This is a genomic window from Flavobacterium alkalisoli, assembly GCF_008000935.1.
In the GTDB taxonomy this organism is placed as follows: domain Bacteria; phylum Bacteroidota; class Bacteroidia; order Flavobacteriales; family Flavobacteriaceae; genus Flavobacterium; species Flavobacterium alkalisoli.
On record NZ_CP042831.1, the window covers coordinates 608076 to 625861 of the forward strand.

General features: G+C 37.6%; 14 protein-coding genes. 10 read left to right on the forward strand and 4 right to left on the reverse strand.

Features of this window, described 5'->3' with window-relative positions:
* Window positions 1-68 precede the first annotated feature (68 nt).
* From FUA48_RS02535 to FUA48_RS02550, 4 genes are all read left to right on the forward strand, one after another.
* Window positions 69-2567, forward strand: coding sequence for a choice-of-anchor L domain-containing protein (locus FUA48_RS02535; RefSeq protein ID WP_147581972.1), 2499 nt, complete (start codon window positions 69-71; stop codon window positions 2565-2567).
* Window positions 2568-2845: 278 nt separating this feature from the next.
* Complete coding sequence (locus tag FUA48_RS02540; RefSeq protein WP_147581973.1) at window positions 2846-4165, forward strand: T9SS type A sorting domain-containing protein; 1320 nt, start codon at window positions 2846-2848, stop codon at window positions 4163-4165.
* 100 nt (window positions 4166-4265) lie between these two features.
* Complete coding sequence (locus FUA48_RS02545; RefSeq protein ID WP_168196929.1) at window positions 4266-6530, forward strand: choice-of-anchor L domain-containing protein; 2265 nt, start codon at window positions 4266-4268, stop codon at window positions 6528-6530.
* 261 nt (window positions 6531-6791) lie between these two features.
* Window positions 6792-7241 (forward strand): hypothetical protein, encoded by a 450-nt coding sequence (locus FUA48_RS02550; protein WP_147581975.1) that lies wholly within the window; start codon window positions 6792-6794, stop codon window positions 7239-7241.
* A gap of 68 nt (window positions 7242-7309) precedes the next feature.
* Here FUA48_RS02550 and odhB read toward each other — a convergent pair whose 3' ends face one another.
* Both odhB and FUA48_RS02560 read right to left on the reverse strand, forming a co-directional pair.
* On the reverse strand, window positions 7310-8551 hold the full coding sequence (odhB, locus tag FUA48_RS02555; protein ID WP_147581976.1) for a 2-oxoglutarate dehydrogenase complex dihydrolipoyllysine-residue succinyltransferase: 1242 nt from the start codon (window positions 8549-8551) through the stop codon (window positions 7310-7312).
* 55 nt (window positions 8552-8606) lie between these two features.
* Window positions 8607-11384 (reverse strand): 2-oxoglutarate dehydrogenase E1 component, encoded by a 2778-nt coding sequence (locus FUA48_RS02560; protein ID WP_147581977.1) that lies wholly within the window; start codon window positions 11382-11384, stop codon window positions 8607-8609.
* Between the two features lie 118 nt (window positions 11385-11502).
* Here FUA48_RS02560 and FUA48_RS02565 point away from each other — a divergent pair, with 118 nt between their 5' ends.
* A complete protein-coding gene (locus FUA48_RS02565; RefSeq protein ID WP_147581978.1) occupies window positions 11503-12042 on the forward strand; it encodes a hypothetical protein in 540 nt (179 codons plus the stop codon).
* 37 nt (window positions 12043-12079) lie between these two features.
* A complete protein-coding gene (locus FUA48_RS02570) occupies window positions 12080-12418 on the forward strand; it encodes a hypothetical protein (RefSeq protein ID WP_147581979.1) in 339 nt (112 codons plus the stop codon).
* Window positions 12419-12443: 25 nt separating this feature from the next.
* Here FUA48_RS02570 and FUA48_RS02575 read toward each other — a convergent pair whose 3' ends face one another.
* Together FUA48_RS02575 and FUA48_RS02580 are read right to left on the reverse strand one after the other, a co-directional pair.
* Window positions 12444-12794, reverse strand: a complete 351-nt coding sequence (locus FUA48_RS02575; protein ID WP_129752206.1) for a hypothetical protein — start codon at window positions 12792-12794, stop codon at window positions 12444-12446.
* Complete coding sequence (locus tag FUA48_RS02580; protein WP_147581980.1) at window positions 12794-13768, reverse strand: polyprenyl synthetase family protein; 975 nt, start codon at window positions 13766-13768, stop codon at window positions 12794-12796. Before FUA48_RS02580 ends, FUA48_RS02575 begins: the two co-directional genes overlap by 1 nt.
* A gap of 143 nt (window positions 13769-13911) precedes the next feature.
* Here FUA48_RS02580 and FUA48_RS02585 point away from each other — a divergent pair, with 143 nt between their 5' ends.
* The 4 genes from FUA48_RS02585 (at window position 13912) to FUA48_RS02600 (ending at window position 17767) form a co-directional block, all read left to right on the forward strand.
* Window positions 13912-14511 carry a TetR/AcrR family transcriptional regulator gene (locus tag FUA48_RS02585; protein ID WP_147581981.1) on the forward strand — a complete coding sequence of 200 codons (600 nt, stop codon included), beginning with the start codon at window positions 13912-13914 and terminating at the stop codon, window positions 14509-14511.
* Between the two features lie 80 nt (window positions 14512-14591).
* On the forward strand, window positions 14592-15185 hold the full coding sequence (locus FUA48_RS02590) for a TetR/AcrR family transcriptional regulator (protein ID WP_147581982.1): 594 nt from the start codon (window positions 14592-14594) through the stop codon (window positions 15183-15185).
* A 29-nt stretch (window positions 15186-15214) separates the two neighbouring features.
* A complete protein-coding gene (locus tag FUA48_RS02595; protein WP_240732530.1) occupies window positions 15215-16588 on the forward strand; it encodes a TolC family protein in 1374 nt (457 codons plus the stop codon).
* A 21-nt stretch (window positions 16589-16609) separates the two neighbouring features.
* Window positions 16610-17767, forward strand: a complete 1158-nt coding sequence (locus FUA48_RS02600) for an efflux RND transporter periplasmic adaptor subunit (RefSeq protein WP_147581983.1) — start codon at window positions 16610-16612, stop codon at window positions 17765-17767.
* The last annotated feature ends 19 nt before the right edge of the window (window positions 17768-17786 follow it).

The following is a 17786-nucleotide window of genomic DNA, read 5'->3' on the forward strand; positions in this document are numbered from 1 at the left end:
ACAACCAATTACAAACTTCGTCGCATCTATAGAAATAACCGAGTATACAATCAAACCGATACTTTTTCATGAAAATTTTTTTACACACCTTACTACTATTACCTTTTACATTCTTTGCTCAGGTAGCTAATGATAACTGTAGCACTGCCACTGTGCTAACAGTAAACGGTTCTACAGAATGTACTGTAACACATGAAGGCACTTTTAATGGCTCAACCCTTCAAACAGGCATTGTAAACTGTACTGAAGAACCTACTACTGATGTATGGTACGAATTTACCGCTACTAACAAGTACCATTACATTAGTTTATTAACAGATTCATCATTTACATCATTAGGTATTGCCGTATATGAAGGCTGTTCTACAACAGAAACACCGCTAAACCCTATATATTGTATTGATAATAAACTGGCATTAAATTGCCCTGAACTGGAAATTGGCACAACATACAAAATCAGGGTATACAGTTTGAGTCCTGAAAGCTCAACCCTGGACTTTAGCATTTGTGTATCCACATATCCTAATGTTTTATCCGTTTCAGAATTAGAGTATACAATAGACGAAATAGTTTCTCAGGTACTTTTAACTTCTGAAACTGCTTCACTAATTGATAATATAACCTTTTCAACCGGCGAATCAGCAGGTGTTAACGGAATTGGGTATTTTAATAACGACGGCGGCAACTTCCCCTTTTCTCAGGGGCTTGTTTTATGTACAGGTAGTCTTAATGGTATCCCCGGACCAAATAGCAACCTTTTATCGGGAGGTAACTGGTTTGGAGATAATCAACTAACTAATTACATGAGTGAAACTGTACCATCTAGCGGATCTAATTATCATGATGCATCATTAGTTGAATTTGATTTTATTCCTCTTATAGACAGCATCAGTTTTGAATTTATTTTTGCATCAGAAGAATACGGAATTTATCAGTGTAGTTTCAGCGATGCTTTTGCTATATTCCTAACCGATATTACCGACGGAAATGAAGAAGCAGAATCTATAAATATAGCAACTCTCCCGGGCACAGATATTCCTGTAAGTTGTGTAACAATTAGAGATAATGCTTATAATTCAGGCTGTGCTTCTGCAAATCCTGAATATTTTGCAAGCTACAACCTGGATGGCGACAATATTTTACCGGGTGTTCCGGTAAACTTTAATGGTCTTACAGTACCTATAACAGCACAAGCAACCGTTATACCGGGCAATACTTATCATATAAAATTTGTTATAAGCGATCGTGCAGATCATATTTTAGATTCTGCCATTTTTATAAACGGTGAAGATTTTAACCTAGGCACAGTAGGAGATAACCTTACAATTATTCCTCCCACCGGCAACACTTTACAACTTTATGCTCAAAGTGAAACTTTAGCCGACTTAAATGTAACTGGAGTAGATATACAATGGTATGCAGATGACACAAGTACAACCGCATTACCTGAATCTACAGAGTTAGTTGACGGGCAAACTTATTATGCTTCACAAACAATTATAGAATTAGAGAGCACAGAAAGGCTTGCTGTTACTGTACATTTAGTTACTGCTGATAATCTTGCAAAATGTGACCAATACTCCGACGGATTTGAAACATTTAACCTAGAAACTAATAATGACATTGTATACAACAATCTGAATCCTTTAGACTATTATTCAGACTATTACCTTACTCATGGAGATGCCATTAATGAAACAAACCAAATAGAAAACCTGTATTACACCAATACAGAAACCTACACACAAACTCTATACGTAAGGTTAACCGAAAACAATGACCCTTCAAATTATGCTATTGCAACATTTGAATTGCATGTAATACCTACACCTGAAATTGTTACAACACAAGACATTATTGTATATAGTAGTTTAGCTGACCTTACAATAAACAATACTGAAATTTTAAATGAGCTAAACGCAGAAGAGTTTACCATCTCTTTTTATAATACAGAAACAAGTGCTTATGCTGCAAGCCCGTTAATACAAAATCCCGAAACTTATATAGCTTTTAATGGAGAGACTATCTGGATAAGAGTTGAACAAAACGAAACAGGATGTTTTTCCGTTACTTCACAAAATGTATATGTAACAGTTCCTCCTCCAACAGGTGATATGGATCAGTTCTTTTATGCAGGAGAAACGCTTTCAGATCTTGAAGTTACAGGTGAAAATATACAATGGTATGAAACCGAAACAGGTGACACACCACTACCAATGAACACTCCTCTTGAAGATGGTGTTACTTACTATGCCTCACAAACAATTGACGGAACAGAAAGCATTGAAAGATTTGCTGTAACAGCACACCAGATTTTAGGCATAGAAGACCTGGCTTTTAAAAACCTAACCTACTACCCTAACCCGGTAAGCAGCATACTTACATTAAGTAATATTAACGAGATTAGCAACATAGAGGCATATAATGTGTTGGGACAAAAAGTAATTGATAAGGATTTTAACACTACAGAAGTACAGCTTGACATGAGCCCCCTTGAAACAGGAATTTATCTTATAAAAGTTACTTCACAGGAACAACAAAAAATTATACGAATACAAAAACAATAATTTCTCATATATTAAAAAATCTCTGCGCTAAACGTAGGGGTTTTTATTGCCATTACAACCATCTGCATACACTACCGCATCTATACTAATAACAAGGTCTTTATAAATTATTGGTAAAGGTCACACCTCATGAAAAAACTAACAACTACTACTATACGTATACAAAAACAGTAATGTTTTTATATACACCAGCCCTGTAATGCAATACAGGGCTTTTTTTGTTTTACAACTATTCATTAGCTTTAAGCATCTTTATTAATAACCAATCAACCAAAAACATGAAAAAATTACTACTATTATTATTGGGCAGTATCGCTTACGCTCAGCCAAATATGGGCACTCCTAATGATTTATCGGCATGTGATGATGATTTAGACTCGTTCACAGCATTTAACCTTACCTTAAATAACGACCCGGTACTTAACGGATTGGACAGCAATGCCTATACAGTAAGCTACCATGAAACCGAAATGGATGCTGTTTATAATCTTAACGCCATAGTAAACCCGGTAAGCTATACCAACCTGGTATCTTCTGCACAAACTATCTATGTAAGATTAACCGAAAATGCAGACTCATCAAACTATGATGTGGCATATTTTACAATAAATGTGGCAAACGCACCTGTTTTTAGTATTAGCGACGGTATCATTTGTGTAGAATACAACACAGATGAAGTTATTGATGGATATACTTTAGATACATCACTTAACATGCAGGACTATACATTTGCATGGTTTAAAGATGGAGTTATTATTGATGACGCAAACATGAGTACGTATACTGCTACAACAGAGGGCCATTATGAGGTAATGGTTACAGATGCAGTTAACGGCTGCAGCACAACCGAGGGAGCCGATGTTACTATATCTGGACCAGCTGCTTTGTTGGTAGAAGGTACATTACTTTCAGATTCTCAAAACATAGTTATACCTGTAAATGGTTATGGCGAATATAATTACGGTATTGATGAAGAGCCTATGCAGGCAGAGAACTATTTTACCGATTTGGAATTAGGAACACATACAGGATATGTATATGACTTAAACGGGTGTGGAACCTTAACTTTTGAATTTGAGATCACCATACCTAATGCACCTACAGGAGAGCCTGAACAATACTTTACAGAAGGTCAAACACTTGCTGATATAGAAGTGGAAGGTGAAAATATTTTATGGTATGCAAACGATATTTTTACTACCGATGATGCCATGGATACAAATGATGAAGAGACACCTCTTCCTGCAAATACAGTGCTTGCTAATGAGGCCATTTATTATGCCACGCAAACCATAAACGACTCGGAAAGCTATTATCGTTTACCTGTAAAAGTGTATACTACACTATCAAACCAGGAGCAGGCATTTAAAAACCTGACTTACTACCCTAACCCGGTAAGTAATGTACTTACATTAAGCAATGCTAACGAAATTAGTAAGGTAGAAGCTTATAATCTGTTAGGCCAAAAGGTACTTGCTAAAGATTTTAGCACTACAGAAGCACAAGTTGACATAAGCTCTCTTGAAGCCGGAATTTACCTTGTAAAGGTTACATCTCAGGAAAAAATAACAACTACCATACGTATACAAAAACAGTAATACTTTTATATACACCAAGCCCTGCATTGTAATGCAGGGCTTTTTTTATTTTAATAAGATTAAACTTATTTATATTTTTACCCATCAAACAACCACACTCATGAAAAAAAAATTATTGTTATTGGCCTTATGGCCTATCTCATTATTTTCTCAGGCGCAATATGACACTTGTGAAAATGCATATTCTTTGAATATAAGCAACAGTATATTCTGCAATACAACTCCGTTAATATTCTTTGACGGAAACACGCTATCTGATGTTCCTGACAATTGTGTAGAAACAAATAGCGATAGCGATATGTGGTTCCAGTTTACGCCGGGAACAAATCAAACACAACTAAAACTAAACGTTCCGACTGATGGTTTCTTTTCACTTTACAGAGGAGATTGTAACTCCTTAACGCAAATTTGCACAGAACAGCAACAAGGTATTACAATACTACATGATCTTATTCCGGGAGAAACATATAAATTAAGATGTTACGCTCCTTCTGATTTTAATTCCGGCTTTGAAAGCTATATATGCCTTACCGTAAATGATGCCCCTATTTTAGTTTCTGACAGTCAATATACAATCGAACAATTGGTAACCGATGTGTTTTTCAATTCTCAATGTGTATCGGTTTCTAATATAACTTCATACACAGGTAATGCAAATAATTTAAATGGAATAGGCTACTTTAACAGAAATGCAACCTCATTCCCTTTTGACGAAGGTATAGTATTAACCAACTCTGATTTACAATTTGTACCCGGACCTAACAGTAATATGGCCGGAGCATTAGACCCCGTAGAGTGGCTTGGCGATGAAGATATTGAAAACGCACTTATGGAAGAAGGGATAACTTTTGAATCTAAAAACGCAAGCATTTTAGAGTTTGATTTCGTAGCCAGTGCAGATAAACTGGATTTTGAAATCATTTTTGCTTCAGATGAATATGGTTCATTTCAATGTGAGAATAATGATGCTATTGCTTTTTTACTTACAGATTCCGCAAATAACGAAACCGTAAATCTAGCAATTGTACCGGGAACAGAATCAACCCCTATTTGTATAGCAACAATAAGGGATAACCAATATATGAGTGCATGTACATCTGAAAATGCAGAATTCTTTGGTCAGTTTATTCCCCAAAATCCGTCTCCTTCATCAATCTCTCCAACAAATTTTAATGGACTTACTATACCATTACATATAACCGGAAGTATTATACCCGGAAACAACTACCATTTAAAACTTGTTATTTCAGATGGTGAAGACGTACAGGTTTCTTCTGCTGTATTTTTAAAGAAAGCTCTGTTTAACTATTCTGAACTGGATTCAGAAAACATTGCGATAAGTTCAACCACGTTTGATAATATATGCCCTCAGGAACCTACCATTTTAAGCATTAATCTCGAAGGCCCTTATGCCTATCAGTGGTATGTAGACGGTATACCTATTGAAAATGCTACCGAGACTACTTATACTGCTACCACCCCGGGACAATATTCATTATTTGTTTCCTATGAAGAAGGAAGCACTTGCGGGCGCATGTTTAATTATGCCTACTACATAAGTGAGGTTAACTTAAACCCAATGGATGTTAGTGACATCATAATATATGAAGACAATACTGATGGTTTTGCGCAGTTTGACCTGCAAGCTAAGGCTAATGAAATTATGGATGAAAACAATTATGAACTTTATGATGTATTTTTTTCAACTGATCCTAATGGAGAGGAAGGCTATATAAACCCTAATTTACCTTATACTAATCTTACCAATCCGCAAACGCTGTATGCTATTATTGCCTCCCCTACCTCCGTATGTGTAGCAATAATGCCTTTCCAGCTACGTGTACTGGACTCAACAGAAATAGTACCCCAGCCGGATGGAGAAAGCTCGCAAACTTTTACCGAAGGCGCTACACTTGCAGATATTGTAGTTTCCGGCGAAAACATACAATGGTATGATAGTGGCATTGAAGTTCCTGATGGAGTTATGAATACTAACAGTAACACTCCGCTACCTCTATCTACTTTACTTGTAGACGGTGCTACTTACTATGCTTCACAAACAATAAACGGTTTAGAAAGCTTAGACAGGCTTGCCGTTACCGTACATTTCTCACTTGACATAGAAAGCTCTGTTTTTAAAGGATTAAATTATTTCCCTAACCCGGTAAGCGATATACTTACATTAAGCAATGCTAATGAAATTAGCAAGGTAGAAGCTTATAATCTATTAGGTCAAAAAGTACTTGCTAAGGATTTTAGCACTACAGAAGCACAAGTTGACATGAGCTCTCTTGAAACCGGAATTTACCTTGTAAAGGTTACTTCTCAGGAACAACAAAAAACCATACGTATACAAAAACAGTAATGTTTTATATACAACTAAAGCCCTGTAATACAGGGCTTTTTTATTATTCCAACCATTTATACACCTTTATGCATCTTTATAAATAGATAGGTAACACATATCTGTCTGCTTATAAACAAACTGCTACTATTATACGTATATAAAAACTGCCATTGTTTTTTTATGCACTTAAAACCCCACACCTTTACGTGGGGTTTTATTTTTTATATCCTGAAACTTTTTTCTGTATATTGTGCACCCAAACCAAACAACTCATTAACCATGAAAAAAACACTTATGCTGGCTTTGTTCAGCTTATTTGCAATCACTTTTAGTTCCTGCACAGGAGAAGACGACGGACCATCTCAGGGAGGTATTGTAAAATTTAAACTTGACGGCACACAAAAAGAACATGTTATTTGTATTGTACTTGAAACAGAAGTACAGCCAAATGAATACATCCTTACACTTACTTCATCTAATACAGAAGAAACAGGAGTATTTCGTTATGAAATACCACCGGGTGTTACAGGAAATGTAACTCCTGAGTTTATGGCTTATCAGCTTACCAACAAGGTAATGGTTGCCAATGAAGGGGAATACCAAACTAATGTCTCCGTTAACAGTGACGGGCATCTTAAAGGAACTTTCTCAGGAACTTTTAGAAGCAATCTTGCTAATGATGACGAATTCATAACTATTACCGAAGGAGAGTTCGACGTTCATTACTAAACGTTTTATTTTAAAATAAAAAAGCCCCACTTAACAGTGGGGCTTTTTACTTTTATACTGACTTGTTATTAAAGTTCTAACGCTTTTCTTGCATTACCGTCCATAAGCAGTTCTACCGGATTTTCTAATCCTTCTTTAACCGCTACAAGGAAACCTACTGACTCACGTCCGTCGATGATTCTGTGGTCATAAGAAAGAGCCACATACATCATTGGGTGAATCTCAACTTTACCATCTACAGCAATAGGGCGCTCAATGATATTGTGCATACCAAGAATACCAGACTGTGGAGGGTTGATGATAGGTGTAGATAACATACTACCGAATACACCACCATTAGAAATAGTAAATGTACCACCTGTCATATCGTCTACAGTAATTTGCCCGTCACGTGCACGAAGTGCAAGACGCTTAATTTCTGCCTCAACACCACGGAAAGTTAATGCTTCTGCATTTCTCACTACAGGTACCATTAGTCCTTTAGGACCTGATACTGCAACAGAGATATCACAGAAATCGTAAGATATTTTGTAATCTCCGTCTATCATAGAGTTTACATCCGGATATAATTGTAATGCTCTAACAACAGCTTTAGTAAAGAAAGACATAAAGCCCAGGCTTACTCCGGCATGTTTAGCTTTAAACTCATCTTTAAACTCGTTACGCACTTTATTGATAGGCGTCATGTTTACTTCGTTGAAAGTAGTAAGCATAGCCGTTTCGTTTTTAGCCGAAACAAGACGCTCTGCCACTTTTCTTCTAAGCATAGACAGTTTAGTACGCTCAGAACCACGGCTACCACCTGTAGGAGTACCCATAGAAGCTTTAGCGTTTACCGCATCATCTTTAGTTATTCTGCCACCCTTACCTGTACCGGATACAGTTGCAGGGTCTATATTTTTCTCGTCTAATATTTTTCTTGCTGCAGGAGAAGGTGTTCCTGTAGCATACGTTTTCTCTGCAGGAGCTTCTTTTTTAGGCTCTTCTTTTTTAGGCTCTTCTTTTTTCTCTTCTGCTTTAGGAGCTTCTTCTTTTTTCTCCTCTTTAGCAGGAGCAGCACCTTCCGGTTTTGCAGCACCAGTATCTATAAGGCAAACTACCTGGCCTACAGCCACAGCGTCTCCTTCTTCTGCTTTAAGTGTAATAATACCACTTGCTTCTGCAGGTAGCTCTAGTGTTGCTTTATCTGAATCAACTTCGGCAATAGCCTGGTCCTTTTCTACATAATCCCCGTCTTTTACCAGCCATGTTGCAATCTCAACTTCTGTTATCGATTCCCCCGGCGAAGGAACTTTCATTTCTAAAATCATGTCAGTATAATTTTATATTTGCGTTGTTGTTAACTATTGAAAATCAAAAATACGATTAATTAAATAAATCTTTATCAAAAACCATTGCTATAGCAGCGGCATGACGTTTTTTAGCACGTGTGTAACTACCTGCTGCAGGAGCACTGTATGCTTTTAATGAAGCTACCCTGAATTTAACCTCAGTAAAGTTCATTAGCATATAGCTGTAAGCACCCATGTTTCTTGGTTCTTCCTGTGCCCATACATAATCATCGGCATTAGAGTATTTAGCAATAACTGCTTTTAACTGTTCTACCGGTAACGGGAACAACTGCTCCAGCCTTACAAAGGCTACATCGTCACGGCCCAGGTTTTCTCTCTCTGCCACAAGATCGTAGTAAAACTTACCTGTACAGAATACAAGTGTTTTTACTTTTTTAGGATCTGCGATTGGATCGTCAAGCACTTCCTGGAATGTACCTTCTGCAAGCTCATCTACAGATGATACCGCTGCAGGGTGACGCAGTAAACTCTTAGGAGTAAACACGATAAGCGGTTTTCTGAATGTAGTTTTCATCTGTCTTCTTAACAAGTGGAAGAAGTTAGCAGGTGTAGTACAGTCAGCAATATACATATTGTGATTAGCACATAGCTGCAGGTAACGCTCCATACGTGCAGAAGAGTGTTCCGCACCCTGGCCTTCATACCCGTGAGGAAGCAACATAACAAGTCCGTTCTGGTTGTTCCATTTATCCTCAGCAGCAGAAATGTACTGGTCAATCATAATTTGTGCACCGTTTGAGAAATCACCAAACTGCGCTTCCCAAATGGTTAATGTTTTAGGGCTTGCAAGGGCATAACCATAATCAAAACCTACAACACCATATTCAGAAAGCAATGAGTTATAGATATGAAGTTTACCGTTTTGCTCTTTTAATGAATTAAGAAGTATTACTTCTTCCTCAGAGTCCTCTACCTTAACAACAGCATGACGGTGAGAGAAAGTACCCCTTTCCACATCCTGTCCTGAAAGACGAACATCATAACCCTCAGTTATAAGCGATCCGTAAGCTAAAAGCTCACCCATAGCCCAGTCAAGCTTATCTGTATCAAAATACATTGTTTTACGGTCGTTGATAAGCTTTTGTATCTTACTGATAAATTTCTTATCAGACGGAAGCTCTGTTATAACCTTAGCAATATCTGTAAGCATCTCTTTAGAGAATGCCGTATTTACTTTTTGAAGCATTTGCTCCTCTGAAGCCTGAGAGAAACCTTCCCACTCGTTTTGCATAAACGGAGTGATTATGGTAAGGTCTTTCTTTCTTGATGCCTCAAGGTTTTCTTCAAGAACAGCTTTGTATTCGGTTTCAAGCTCTTTTACATAACCTTCTTCAATAACGCCGGCTTGTAAAAGCTCTGCAGCATAAAGATCTCTTGGGTTTTTATGCTTAGCGATTATCTTATAAAGTTTAGGCTGTGTGAAACGAGGCTCATCACCTTCGTTGTGCCCGTACTTTCTGTAACCCAAAAGGTCGATAAATACGTCTCCGCCAAATGTCATTCTATAATCAAGCGCAAAAAGCATTGCGTGTACCACTGCCTCAACATCGTCTGCATTTACGTGAAGTACCGGAGAAAGGGTAACCTTAGCAATATCGGTACAGTAAGTAGACGAACGCGCATCGTGGTAGTTAGTGGTAAAACCAACCTGGTTGTTTATTACAAGGTGAATAGTACCTCCGGTTTTGTAACCGTCAAGCTTAGCCATCTGTACAATTTCATACACAATACCCTGACCTGCAACGGCAGCATCTCCGTGAAGTGCTATAGGCAATACCTTAGAGTTATCCTCAGGGTAATACTTATCCTGTTTTGCTCTTGCAATACCTTCTATAACCGCACCTACAGTTTCAAGGTGCGAAGGGTTTGGAGCAAGGTTTATATTAATATTTTTACCTGTTCTTGTTTTCTTATCAGCAGTTAGGCCAAGGTGGTATTTTACGTCACCATCAAACAGGGCGTCGTCATCATAATCCTTACCGTCAAACTCACTGAAAATATCTGAAGTAGACTTACCAAAAATATTAGCAAGTACGTTTAGGCGGCCCCTGTGTGCCATACCCATTACAAACTGCTCTACGCCTTTTTCGGCAGCAGCCTCAACAAGAGCATCAAGCGCCGGTATTAACGACTCACCGCCTTCTAGAGAAAAACGTTTTTGACCCACATATTTTGTATGCAGGAAGTTCTCAAAAGAAACTGCCTCATTAAGTTTTAAAAGGATATGTTTTTTAGCCTCTGTAGAGAAGTTAGGCTGATTTTCGTTAACATCAAGCCTGTCCTGAATCCATTTTCTTACTTCCGGATCACGGATGTACATATACTCTACACCTATATGCTGGCAGTACACCTTTGTAAGGTGGTCTACAATTTGCCTAAGTGTAGAAGGCTGCATGTTAATTTCTTTGGCTGCATCAAATACCGTATCTAAATCAGCGTTTGAAAGGCCAAAGTTCTCAAGGTCTAAAGTTGGAGTAAACGACCTTCTCTCCCTAACCGGATTGGTTTTGGTAAAAAGGTGTCCTCTTGTCCTGTACCCTTCTATAAGGTTAAGAACTTTAAACTCTTTTTGTACCTTTTCAGGAACCCCTGAATAGTCGGGCACTACGGCACCGTTTTGTTGCGGTACGGCCTCAAAGAAACCTGAACCGTAATCAGAACTGGCAAAGTCAAAACCCTGGAAAAAGCTTCTCCAGCTTGGCTCTACACTATCCGGATTTTCTATATATTGCTCGTATAAATCTGCAAAAAAAGCAGTATGTGCTGCGTTTAAAAAGGAAAACCTGTCCATACTAATGTCTTTATGACCTGTGTGTGTTTAAAAAAATTTATGCAAAAGTACAATATTTGTAATAATCTTTCAGTGTTTTTCATATATTTATGATTATAAATTCTTAGCCCTTACAAACATGAAATCAGGTATTTTCACTTTTTTAACAAAATCAGGCACAGCAATCGCTTTCTGCCTGTGTTTTCTTTCTGCTAACGCGCAGAATAATAGTGATTTTTGGAGTAAGGTTCGCTTTGGCGGTGCTATAGGTGCATCCTTTGGCAACAATTACACTGATGTAATGATTGCTCCCGGAGCATTGTATGAGGTAAACCAGTACTACGGCGTGGGTTTATCGCTACAGGGAAGCTACATTCAACAAAGGGATATTTATGATTCATGGATGTATGGCGGCTCAGTAATTAACGTTTTTAACCCTATACCACAGATACAGCTTTCTGCTGAACTGGAACAGCTTAGGGTTAACCTTGATTTTGACGACAGGTTTACAGAAATCTACGGTAATCAGGACAGGGATTTTTGGAATACAGCCCTGTTTTTAGGAGCGGGTTACCGTACTCAAAACGTTACCATAGGCATACGCTACAATGTATTGTTTGATGACAACGACTACGTTTACAGCGACTCCTGGATGCCTTTTATAAGGGTTTATTTTTAGTGAAAAATAAACAGATGCCAATTTCTCTCCTCAAATTATGGATTTAGACTCTGCATTACAACAATTTGAAAAAGCAGCTGAACTACATGCTTACTATAACGAAAGATATGAGTTTAAAAAAGGAAATATACATGCTGACGCCGTAATGGAGGCTGTCAATTTCCTAAAAAGCATTGATGGTTTATCTCATTTGGAACAATTTCTTGACAGTGATAGTATGGGAATAAAAGGATGGGCTGCAGCCTACTTATTAACCTTAAACAACCAAAAAGCAATTGACGTTTTAGAAAATACAATTGCACTCAATATCCCTCATTATTCTTTTAATGCTAAAATTCTTTTATCTGAATGGAGAGAAGGTAACTTAAAATTATAATATGAAAAATAGAGAATAAATATGGTTAAAACCTGTTCCTAAACCACACCTTTTGCCATTCCCTTTTAAGTATAAGGAAAGCCACCTGCTCGGCCAGTTCGCTTAAATCGCCACCATTAAGGCTTTTTATTTCTTTTTCAGGAACATCTATAATATACAGGAGGTTAAGATATTCCCCAAACTTATGCTGGATAAGTCGGTATATTTTTTCATGTAACCCCACTTTAAGATTTATGGGGCTAATGGTAATTTCAAAATCTACAGGCTCATTGGCCAGTGTAAAATCTTTATTTACCTGCTCTACCAACTTAACATAGAGCTGCTCTTTCTGGGCTTCAGAAAGTAATAAATCGGTATTTGCAGGCGCTATATACATTATACTTTACGTTGCATCAGGTTTTCACCAAAAGCCCTAAGCATGGCTTTCTTATTTTCTTCAATATCCAATTGGGCCAGAGTATCAAACGCTTTGTGTGTGTACTCCTCTATAGCCCTTCTGGTTTCGGCATCAGCACCCGATGTGGTAAAAATATTTTTTACAAGCTCAATTTTTTCGGTACTGTCTTCCGGTTGCATAGAAAATAATTCTTTTAATTGTTCCCTGCTCATGTCATCAGCTTTTTGAAGAGCTTTTAGGTACAGGTATGTTTTTTTGTTTTCTATAATATCACCCCCTACCTGCTTACCAAACGTTGCAGGGTCGCCAAAAGCATCAAGGTAATCGTCCTGAAGCTGGAAAGCTATACCTAGGTTTAACCCGAAATCATATATCAAGTCGCAGTTCTCAACAGAAGTTTTTGCCACTATACCACCCATTTTCATGGCCGCCGCTACAAGCACTGCTGTTTTGTATTCTATCATTTTAAGGTACTCCGGTATAGTAACATCATTCCTTTCCTCAAAATCCACATCCCATTGCTGACCCTCACATACCTCAAGCGCGGTTTTGCTAAAAAGCTTAGCAAGCGAACGGAAAGTTTCCGGCTCATATTCCTCAAAATAACGGTAAGCCATTATAAGCATGGCATCTCCCGAAAGTATTCCCGTGTTTATATTCCATTTTTCATGAACGGTCTCGTTACCACGCCTAAGCGGGGCATCGTCCATAATATCATCATGCACCAGCGAGAAATTATGAAAAATCTCCACCGCAACTGCTGCAGGCAATGCTTCACGGCAATCGGCATTAAATATTTCGGCAGACATCAGCGTTAAAACCGGACGCATTCTTTTACCTCCTAACGATAAAATATATTTTACTGGCTCATAAAGATTTACCGGATCTTTTACTACCTGAAGTGTATTGAAATAATCTGAAATTACCTGCTGATAATGCCCTATTTGCTGCATGAATATTTTTTTTGCTAAAGTAAATCCTTTAGGCTTTTTTACCAAGCATTATTTTCTGCACTAAAAAAATAACGTAAAAACTTTGGAAACTTTTTTGGTATTAAAAGTTTCCTTTATACATTTGCCTCAATTTTAAAGGATTAATGAGAGAGACTATTTTAAATAAAGCAATGGAAATGTTTCTTGCCTACGGCTTTAAGAGTGTTACCATGGACGATATTGCAAACGAACTGGGCATATCCAAAAAAACGATATACCAGCACTTTGCCAATAAGAACGACTTGGTAGAGGCAAGTACCGACTATCTGTTTCAAACAGTATCGTGCGGTATAGACAACATTAGGGAGCAGGGTAAAAACTCTATTGAGGAGATTTTTATCATCCGTAGCTTTATGATGCAGCAGTTAAACAACGAAAGTGCCTCTCCGTTTTATCAGCTGCAAAAGTTTTTCCCAAAAATATTCTCATGCCTTCGCGCCAAACAGTTTGAAAAGATGAATGGCTGCATGATAGAAAATTTAGCCAAAGGCATAGAACACGGTTTATACAGACCGGATATTGATATAAACTTTATATCCAGAATGTACTTTACCGGATTAACTGGTATTAAGGATGGTGACGTTTTCCCAACTGACCAGTTTAATGCATACGACCTTACACAAAAATTCTTAGAATATCATTTAAGAGCTATAGCTACGCAAAAGGGTGTAAAAATACTGGAAGACCTTATTAAAACTCCTTAACAAAATTTTAACATATTTATTTGTTACAAACCCGCTACTTTTGCGTTAACAAAAATGTCAAACATAAAAGTTAAACAAAAATGTCAACACAAGAACTGGATATAGATACTGAAGAGTTGATAAAAGAGACTGCCAAAAAGATATTTTTTGGTGAAGGCCGTTTTAAAGCCACTACACAGGAAATTGCAGATGCCGCCGGAGTAAACAGAACATTAATAAACTACTATTTCAGATCAAGGGACAATCTTTTTGAAATTGTATTTGAGGATGCACAGACAAAAGAAAAGGAGATGGGAGAGCAAATCATTTTTTCTGACCTGCCTTTTCATCAAAAGATAGAAAAATACCTGGACCTGTTTTTTGAGCAGGCCAAAAAGTATCCTTATCTGGAAATTTATATGGTTACCCAAATGAATCAGGGCAGCTGTTTTAAAGATTCTGAAGCCATGAACAGAATGCTTGATAAGTTTTATCTGGAAATAGCACTGGAAATGGAAAAAGGAAATATCCATAAAATGAGACCTGAGCAGTTTCTGCTTAATATGATATCGCTTACTTCGTTCCCGGTTTCCATGAGGCCATTACTTCAGGAAAACATGGGGATAAGCGACGAATCTTATGACGCTATTATTGATGAGCGTAAAGAAATAATAATGAATACCCTTTTTAAATAAATACATCAATCAATTAATCACAGTTAGGTATGAGGAAAATCATCACTTATTTTAACAACAAAACCTTAAAATGTTTTGTTGCAGCAATGATTCTCTTAGCAGCACCGGCCCTACAGGCACAGGATGAAACACAAAATTTCTCCTTCACCCTTAATGAGGCCATACAGCATGCCCTTGAGTATAACCGCACGGTTATAAACTCTGAAAGAGATATCGCCGCAGCAAACAAGAAAAAATGGGAAACCATTGCTACAGGTTTGCCGCAAATTAGTGCCAGCGGTAACTATCAGTACAATTTTGAGTTACAGAAAAACGTTGTCCCGGCCGAATTCTTTGGCGGCAACCCGGGAGAATTTGTAGAAGTGGCATTTGGCACTAAACACTCTGTTGATGCCAGGGCTACACTAAACCAGCTTATTTTTGACGGAAGTTATATAGTAGGCCTTAAAGCTGCTAAAGTATATTTAGCCTACTACGAAAACTCTAAGCAAAAAACAGACATCGAAGTAAAAGAGCAGGTAATTAATGCATACGGAAATGTGTTGCTACTACAGGAAAGCGTTGCTATTCTTGAAAAAAACAAAGCTACATTACAAAAGAATTACACAGAAACAAACGAAAGTTACAAAAACGGACTTTCGGAAGAAGAAGATGTAGAGCAGATTTCCATTACACTTGCAAAAATTGACAGTTCACTTAAAAACGCTGTAAGGCTTAGCGACATCTCGCTTAACATGCTTAAGATAATATTAGGTATAGAACTTAACGATGGACTGGTACTTACCGATAAACTGGAAAGCCTAACTGAGGAAAATCTGGACCTTAGCATTGCTGCAGGAGAGTTTAACGTAGAACAAAACATAGACTATAAGTTAGGTAAAATCAACACGATTCAACAAGAGTTGTTGATGAAACAGGAAAAAAGCAAAGCACTGCCTACCCTTTCAACAAACCTGGCTTTTGGTTACAATGGTTTTAATAACGATTTCAACTTTTTCCAGAGCAATCAGCAATGGCTTAATTACTCTTACTTAGGTGTTAGCCTTAATGTGCCTATTTTCAGCAGCCTTCAAAGAAGTGCAAGAACGCAACAGGCTAAAATAGCTTTAGAGCAGGCAAGAACGCAACAGGAAGAGCTTGAACAAAACCTTAAGTTAAGATATCAGCAGGCTAAAAGTGAATATGAGTACAGTATAGAAGAATACTTTACATCTAAAAATAACTTAAGATTAGCCGAGCGTATAGAAAACAAACAACAAATAAAGTTTAAGGAAGGTTTGTCCAGCAGCTTTGAGTTTACAGAGGCTCAGCGTCAGCTTTATGCTGCACAGCAGGATTATTTAGAATCTATGACCGAAGTGATAGATAAAAGGGCAGCCCTTGAAAAACTAACCGCACAATAAAACACCCTAAAAATTAAAAAGATGAAAAAATTAGTATATATATCTGCGTTTTCACTCCTTCTTTTTTCATGCGGAGAGAAAAAACTAAACGTTGATGAAGTTGTAGAATCTAACGACATCAATAAAATAAGGGAAGCACGAGAAAAAGTGCATGCCGACTATGAAGCACTTGCTGCACAACTTGCAAAAATTGATGCTGCAATCGATTCGCTTGACCCTAACAGAAGCAGGATATTGGTTAAAACTATAGCTGTTAAGGACACTACATTTACCCACTTTATAGAAATACAGGGTAATGTAGACACTAAACAAAACATACTTATATATCCTGAGTTTTCGGGCATACTGCAACAGCTTAATGTAAAAGCAGGTCAAAGAGTATCTAAAGGACAGATTCTTGCAAGAATAGATGATGGCGGAGTAAGCGCACAGGTTGCTCAGGCTCAGGCTCAACTTGATTTAGCCCAAACAACTTTTGACAGACAGAAAAGACTTTGGGATCAAAAAATAGGTAGCGAAATACAGTACCTACAGGCAAAAACATCATTAGAAAGCCAGCAAAAAGTAGTAGCTCAGTTACAGTCGCAATTAAACAAAACTGTAGTTAGAGCTCCGTTCTCCGGTACTATAGACGAAGTTATGACCGAAAAAGGTAAAGTAGTAAGCCCAGGCCAGGAACTGTTCAGGATAGTAAACCTTGGTGATATGTATGTATCTGCTACAGTGCCTGAAACTTACCTAAGCCAGATTAAACTTGGTGCTCCTGTAGAGGTACGCCTTAATGCAATAGGCAAAACTTACAAAGGTAAAGTACGTCAGATAGGTAACTACATCAATCCTAATAACAGAACATTTGGTATAGAGGTAGCACTTCCTAATCCTGAAAACCTATTACGCCCTAATCAGGTTGCGGTACTTAAAATAGAAGATTACAAAACCGATAAAGCACTATTGCTTCCTGAAAACATCATACAGCAAAAAGCAGGCGGAAGACTTGTGGTTTATACTGTAGACAAATCAGACAAGGATGAAGTAAAAGCTGTTGAGCAGGAAGTAAAAACAGGTTATACTTCTGATGGTTATGTGGAGATCAAATCGGGTATTACTACCGGAGAAGAAATCATTACTGATGGAGCTAAGAGTATTAAAGACGGCTCAACCGTAGAAATTATTAAGTAAGCATAACTCATAATACAGC

Bases quoted from the DNA above. Each gene is read 5' to 3' on its own strand.
- FUA48_RS02600 (WP_147581983.1), top strand. From the start codon at position 16,610: ATGAAAAAATTAGTATATATATCTGCGTTTTCACTCCTTCTTTTTTCA.
- FUA48_RS02535 (WP_147581972.1), top strand. From the start codon at position 69: ATGAAAATTTTTTTACACACCTTACTACTATTACCTTTTACATTCTTT.
- FUA48_RS02540 (WP_147581973.1), top strand. From the start codon at position 2,846: ATGAAAAAATTACTACTATTATTATTGGGCAGTATCGCTTACGCTCAG.
- FUA48_RS02570 (WP_147581979.1), top strand. From the start codon at position 12,080: ATGGATTTAGACTCTGCATTACAACAATTTGAAAAAGCAGCTGAACTA.
- FUA48_RS02585 (WP_147581981.1), top strand. From the start codon at position 13,912: ATGAGAGAGACTATTTTAAATAAAGCAATGGAAATGTTTCTTGCCTAC.
- FUA48_RS02590 (WP_147581982.1), top strand. From the start codon at position 14,592: ATGTCAACACAAGAACTGGATATAGATACTGAAGAGTTGATAAAAGAG.
- FUA48_RS02580 (WP_147581980.1), bottom strand. From the start codon at position 13,768: ATGCAGCAAATAGGGCATTATCAGCAGGTAATTTCAGATTATTTCAAT.
- FUA48_RS02560 (WP_147581977.1), bottom strand. From the start codon at position 11,384: ATGGACAGGTTTTCCTTTTTAAACGCAGCACATACTGCTTTTTTTGCA.
- FUA48_RS02575 (WP_129752206.1), bottom strand. From the start codon at position 12,794: ATGTATATAGCGCCTGCAAATACCGATTTATTACTTTCTGAAGCCCAG.
- FUA48_RS02550 (WP_147581975.1), top strand. From the start codon at position 6,792: ATGAAAAAAACACTTATGCTGGCTTTGTTCAGCTTATTTGCAATCACT.
- FUA48_RS02565 (WP_147581978.1), top strand. From the start codon at position 11,503: ATGAAATCAGGTATTTTCACTTTTTTAACAAAATCAGGCACAGCAATC.
- FUA48_RS02545 (WP_168196929.1), top strand. From the start codon at position 4,266: ATGAAAAAAAAATTATTGTTATTGGCCTTATGGCCTATCTCATTATTT.
- odhB (WP_147581976.1), bottom strand. From the start codon at position 8,551: ATGATTTTAGAAATGAAAGTTCCTTCGCCGGGGGAATCGATAACAGAA.
- FUA48_RS02595 (WP_240732530.1), top strand. From the start codon at position 15,215: ATGAGGAAAATCATCACTTATTTTAACAACAAAACCTTAAAATGTTTT.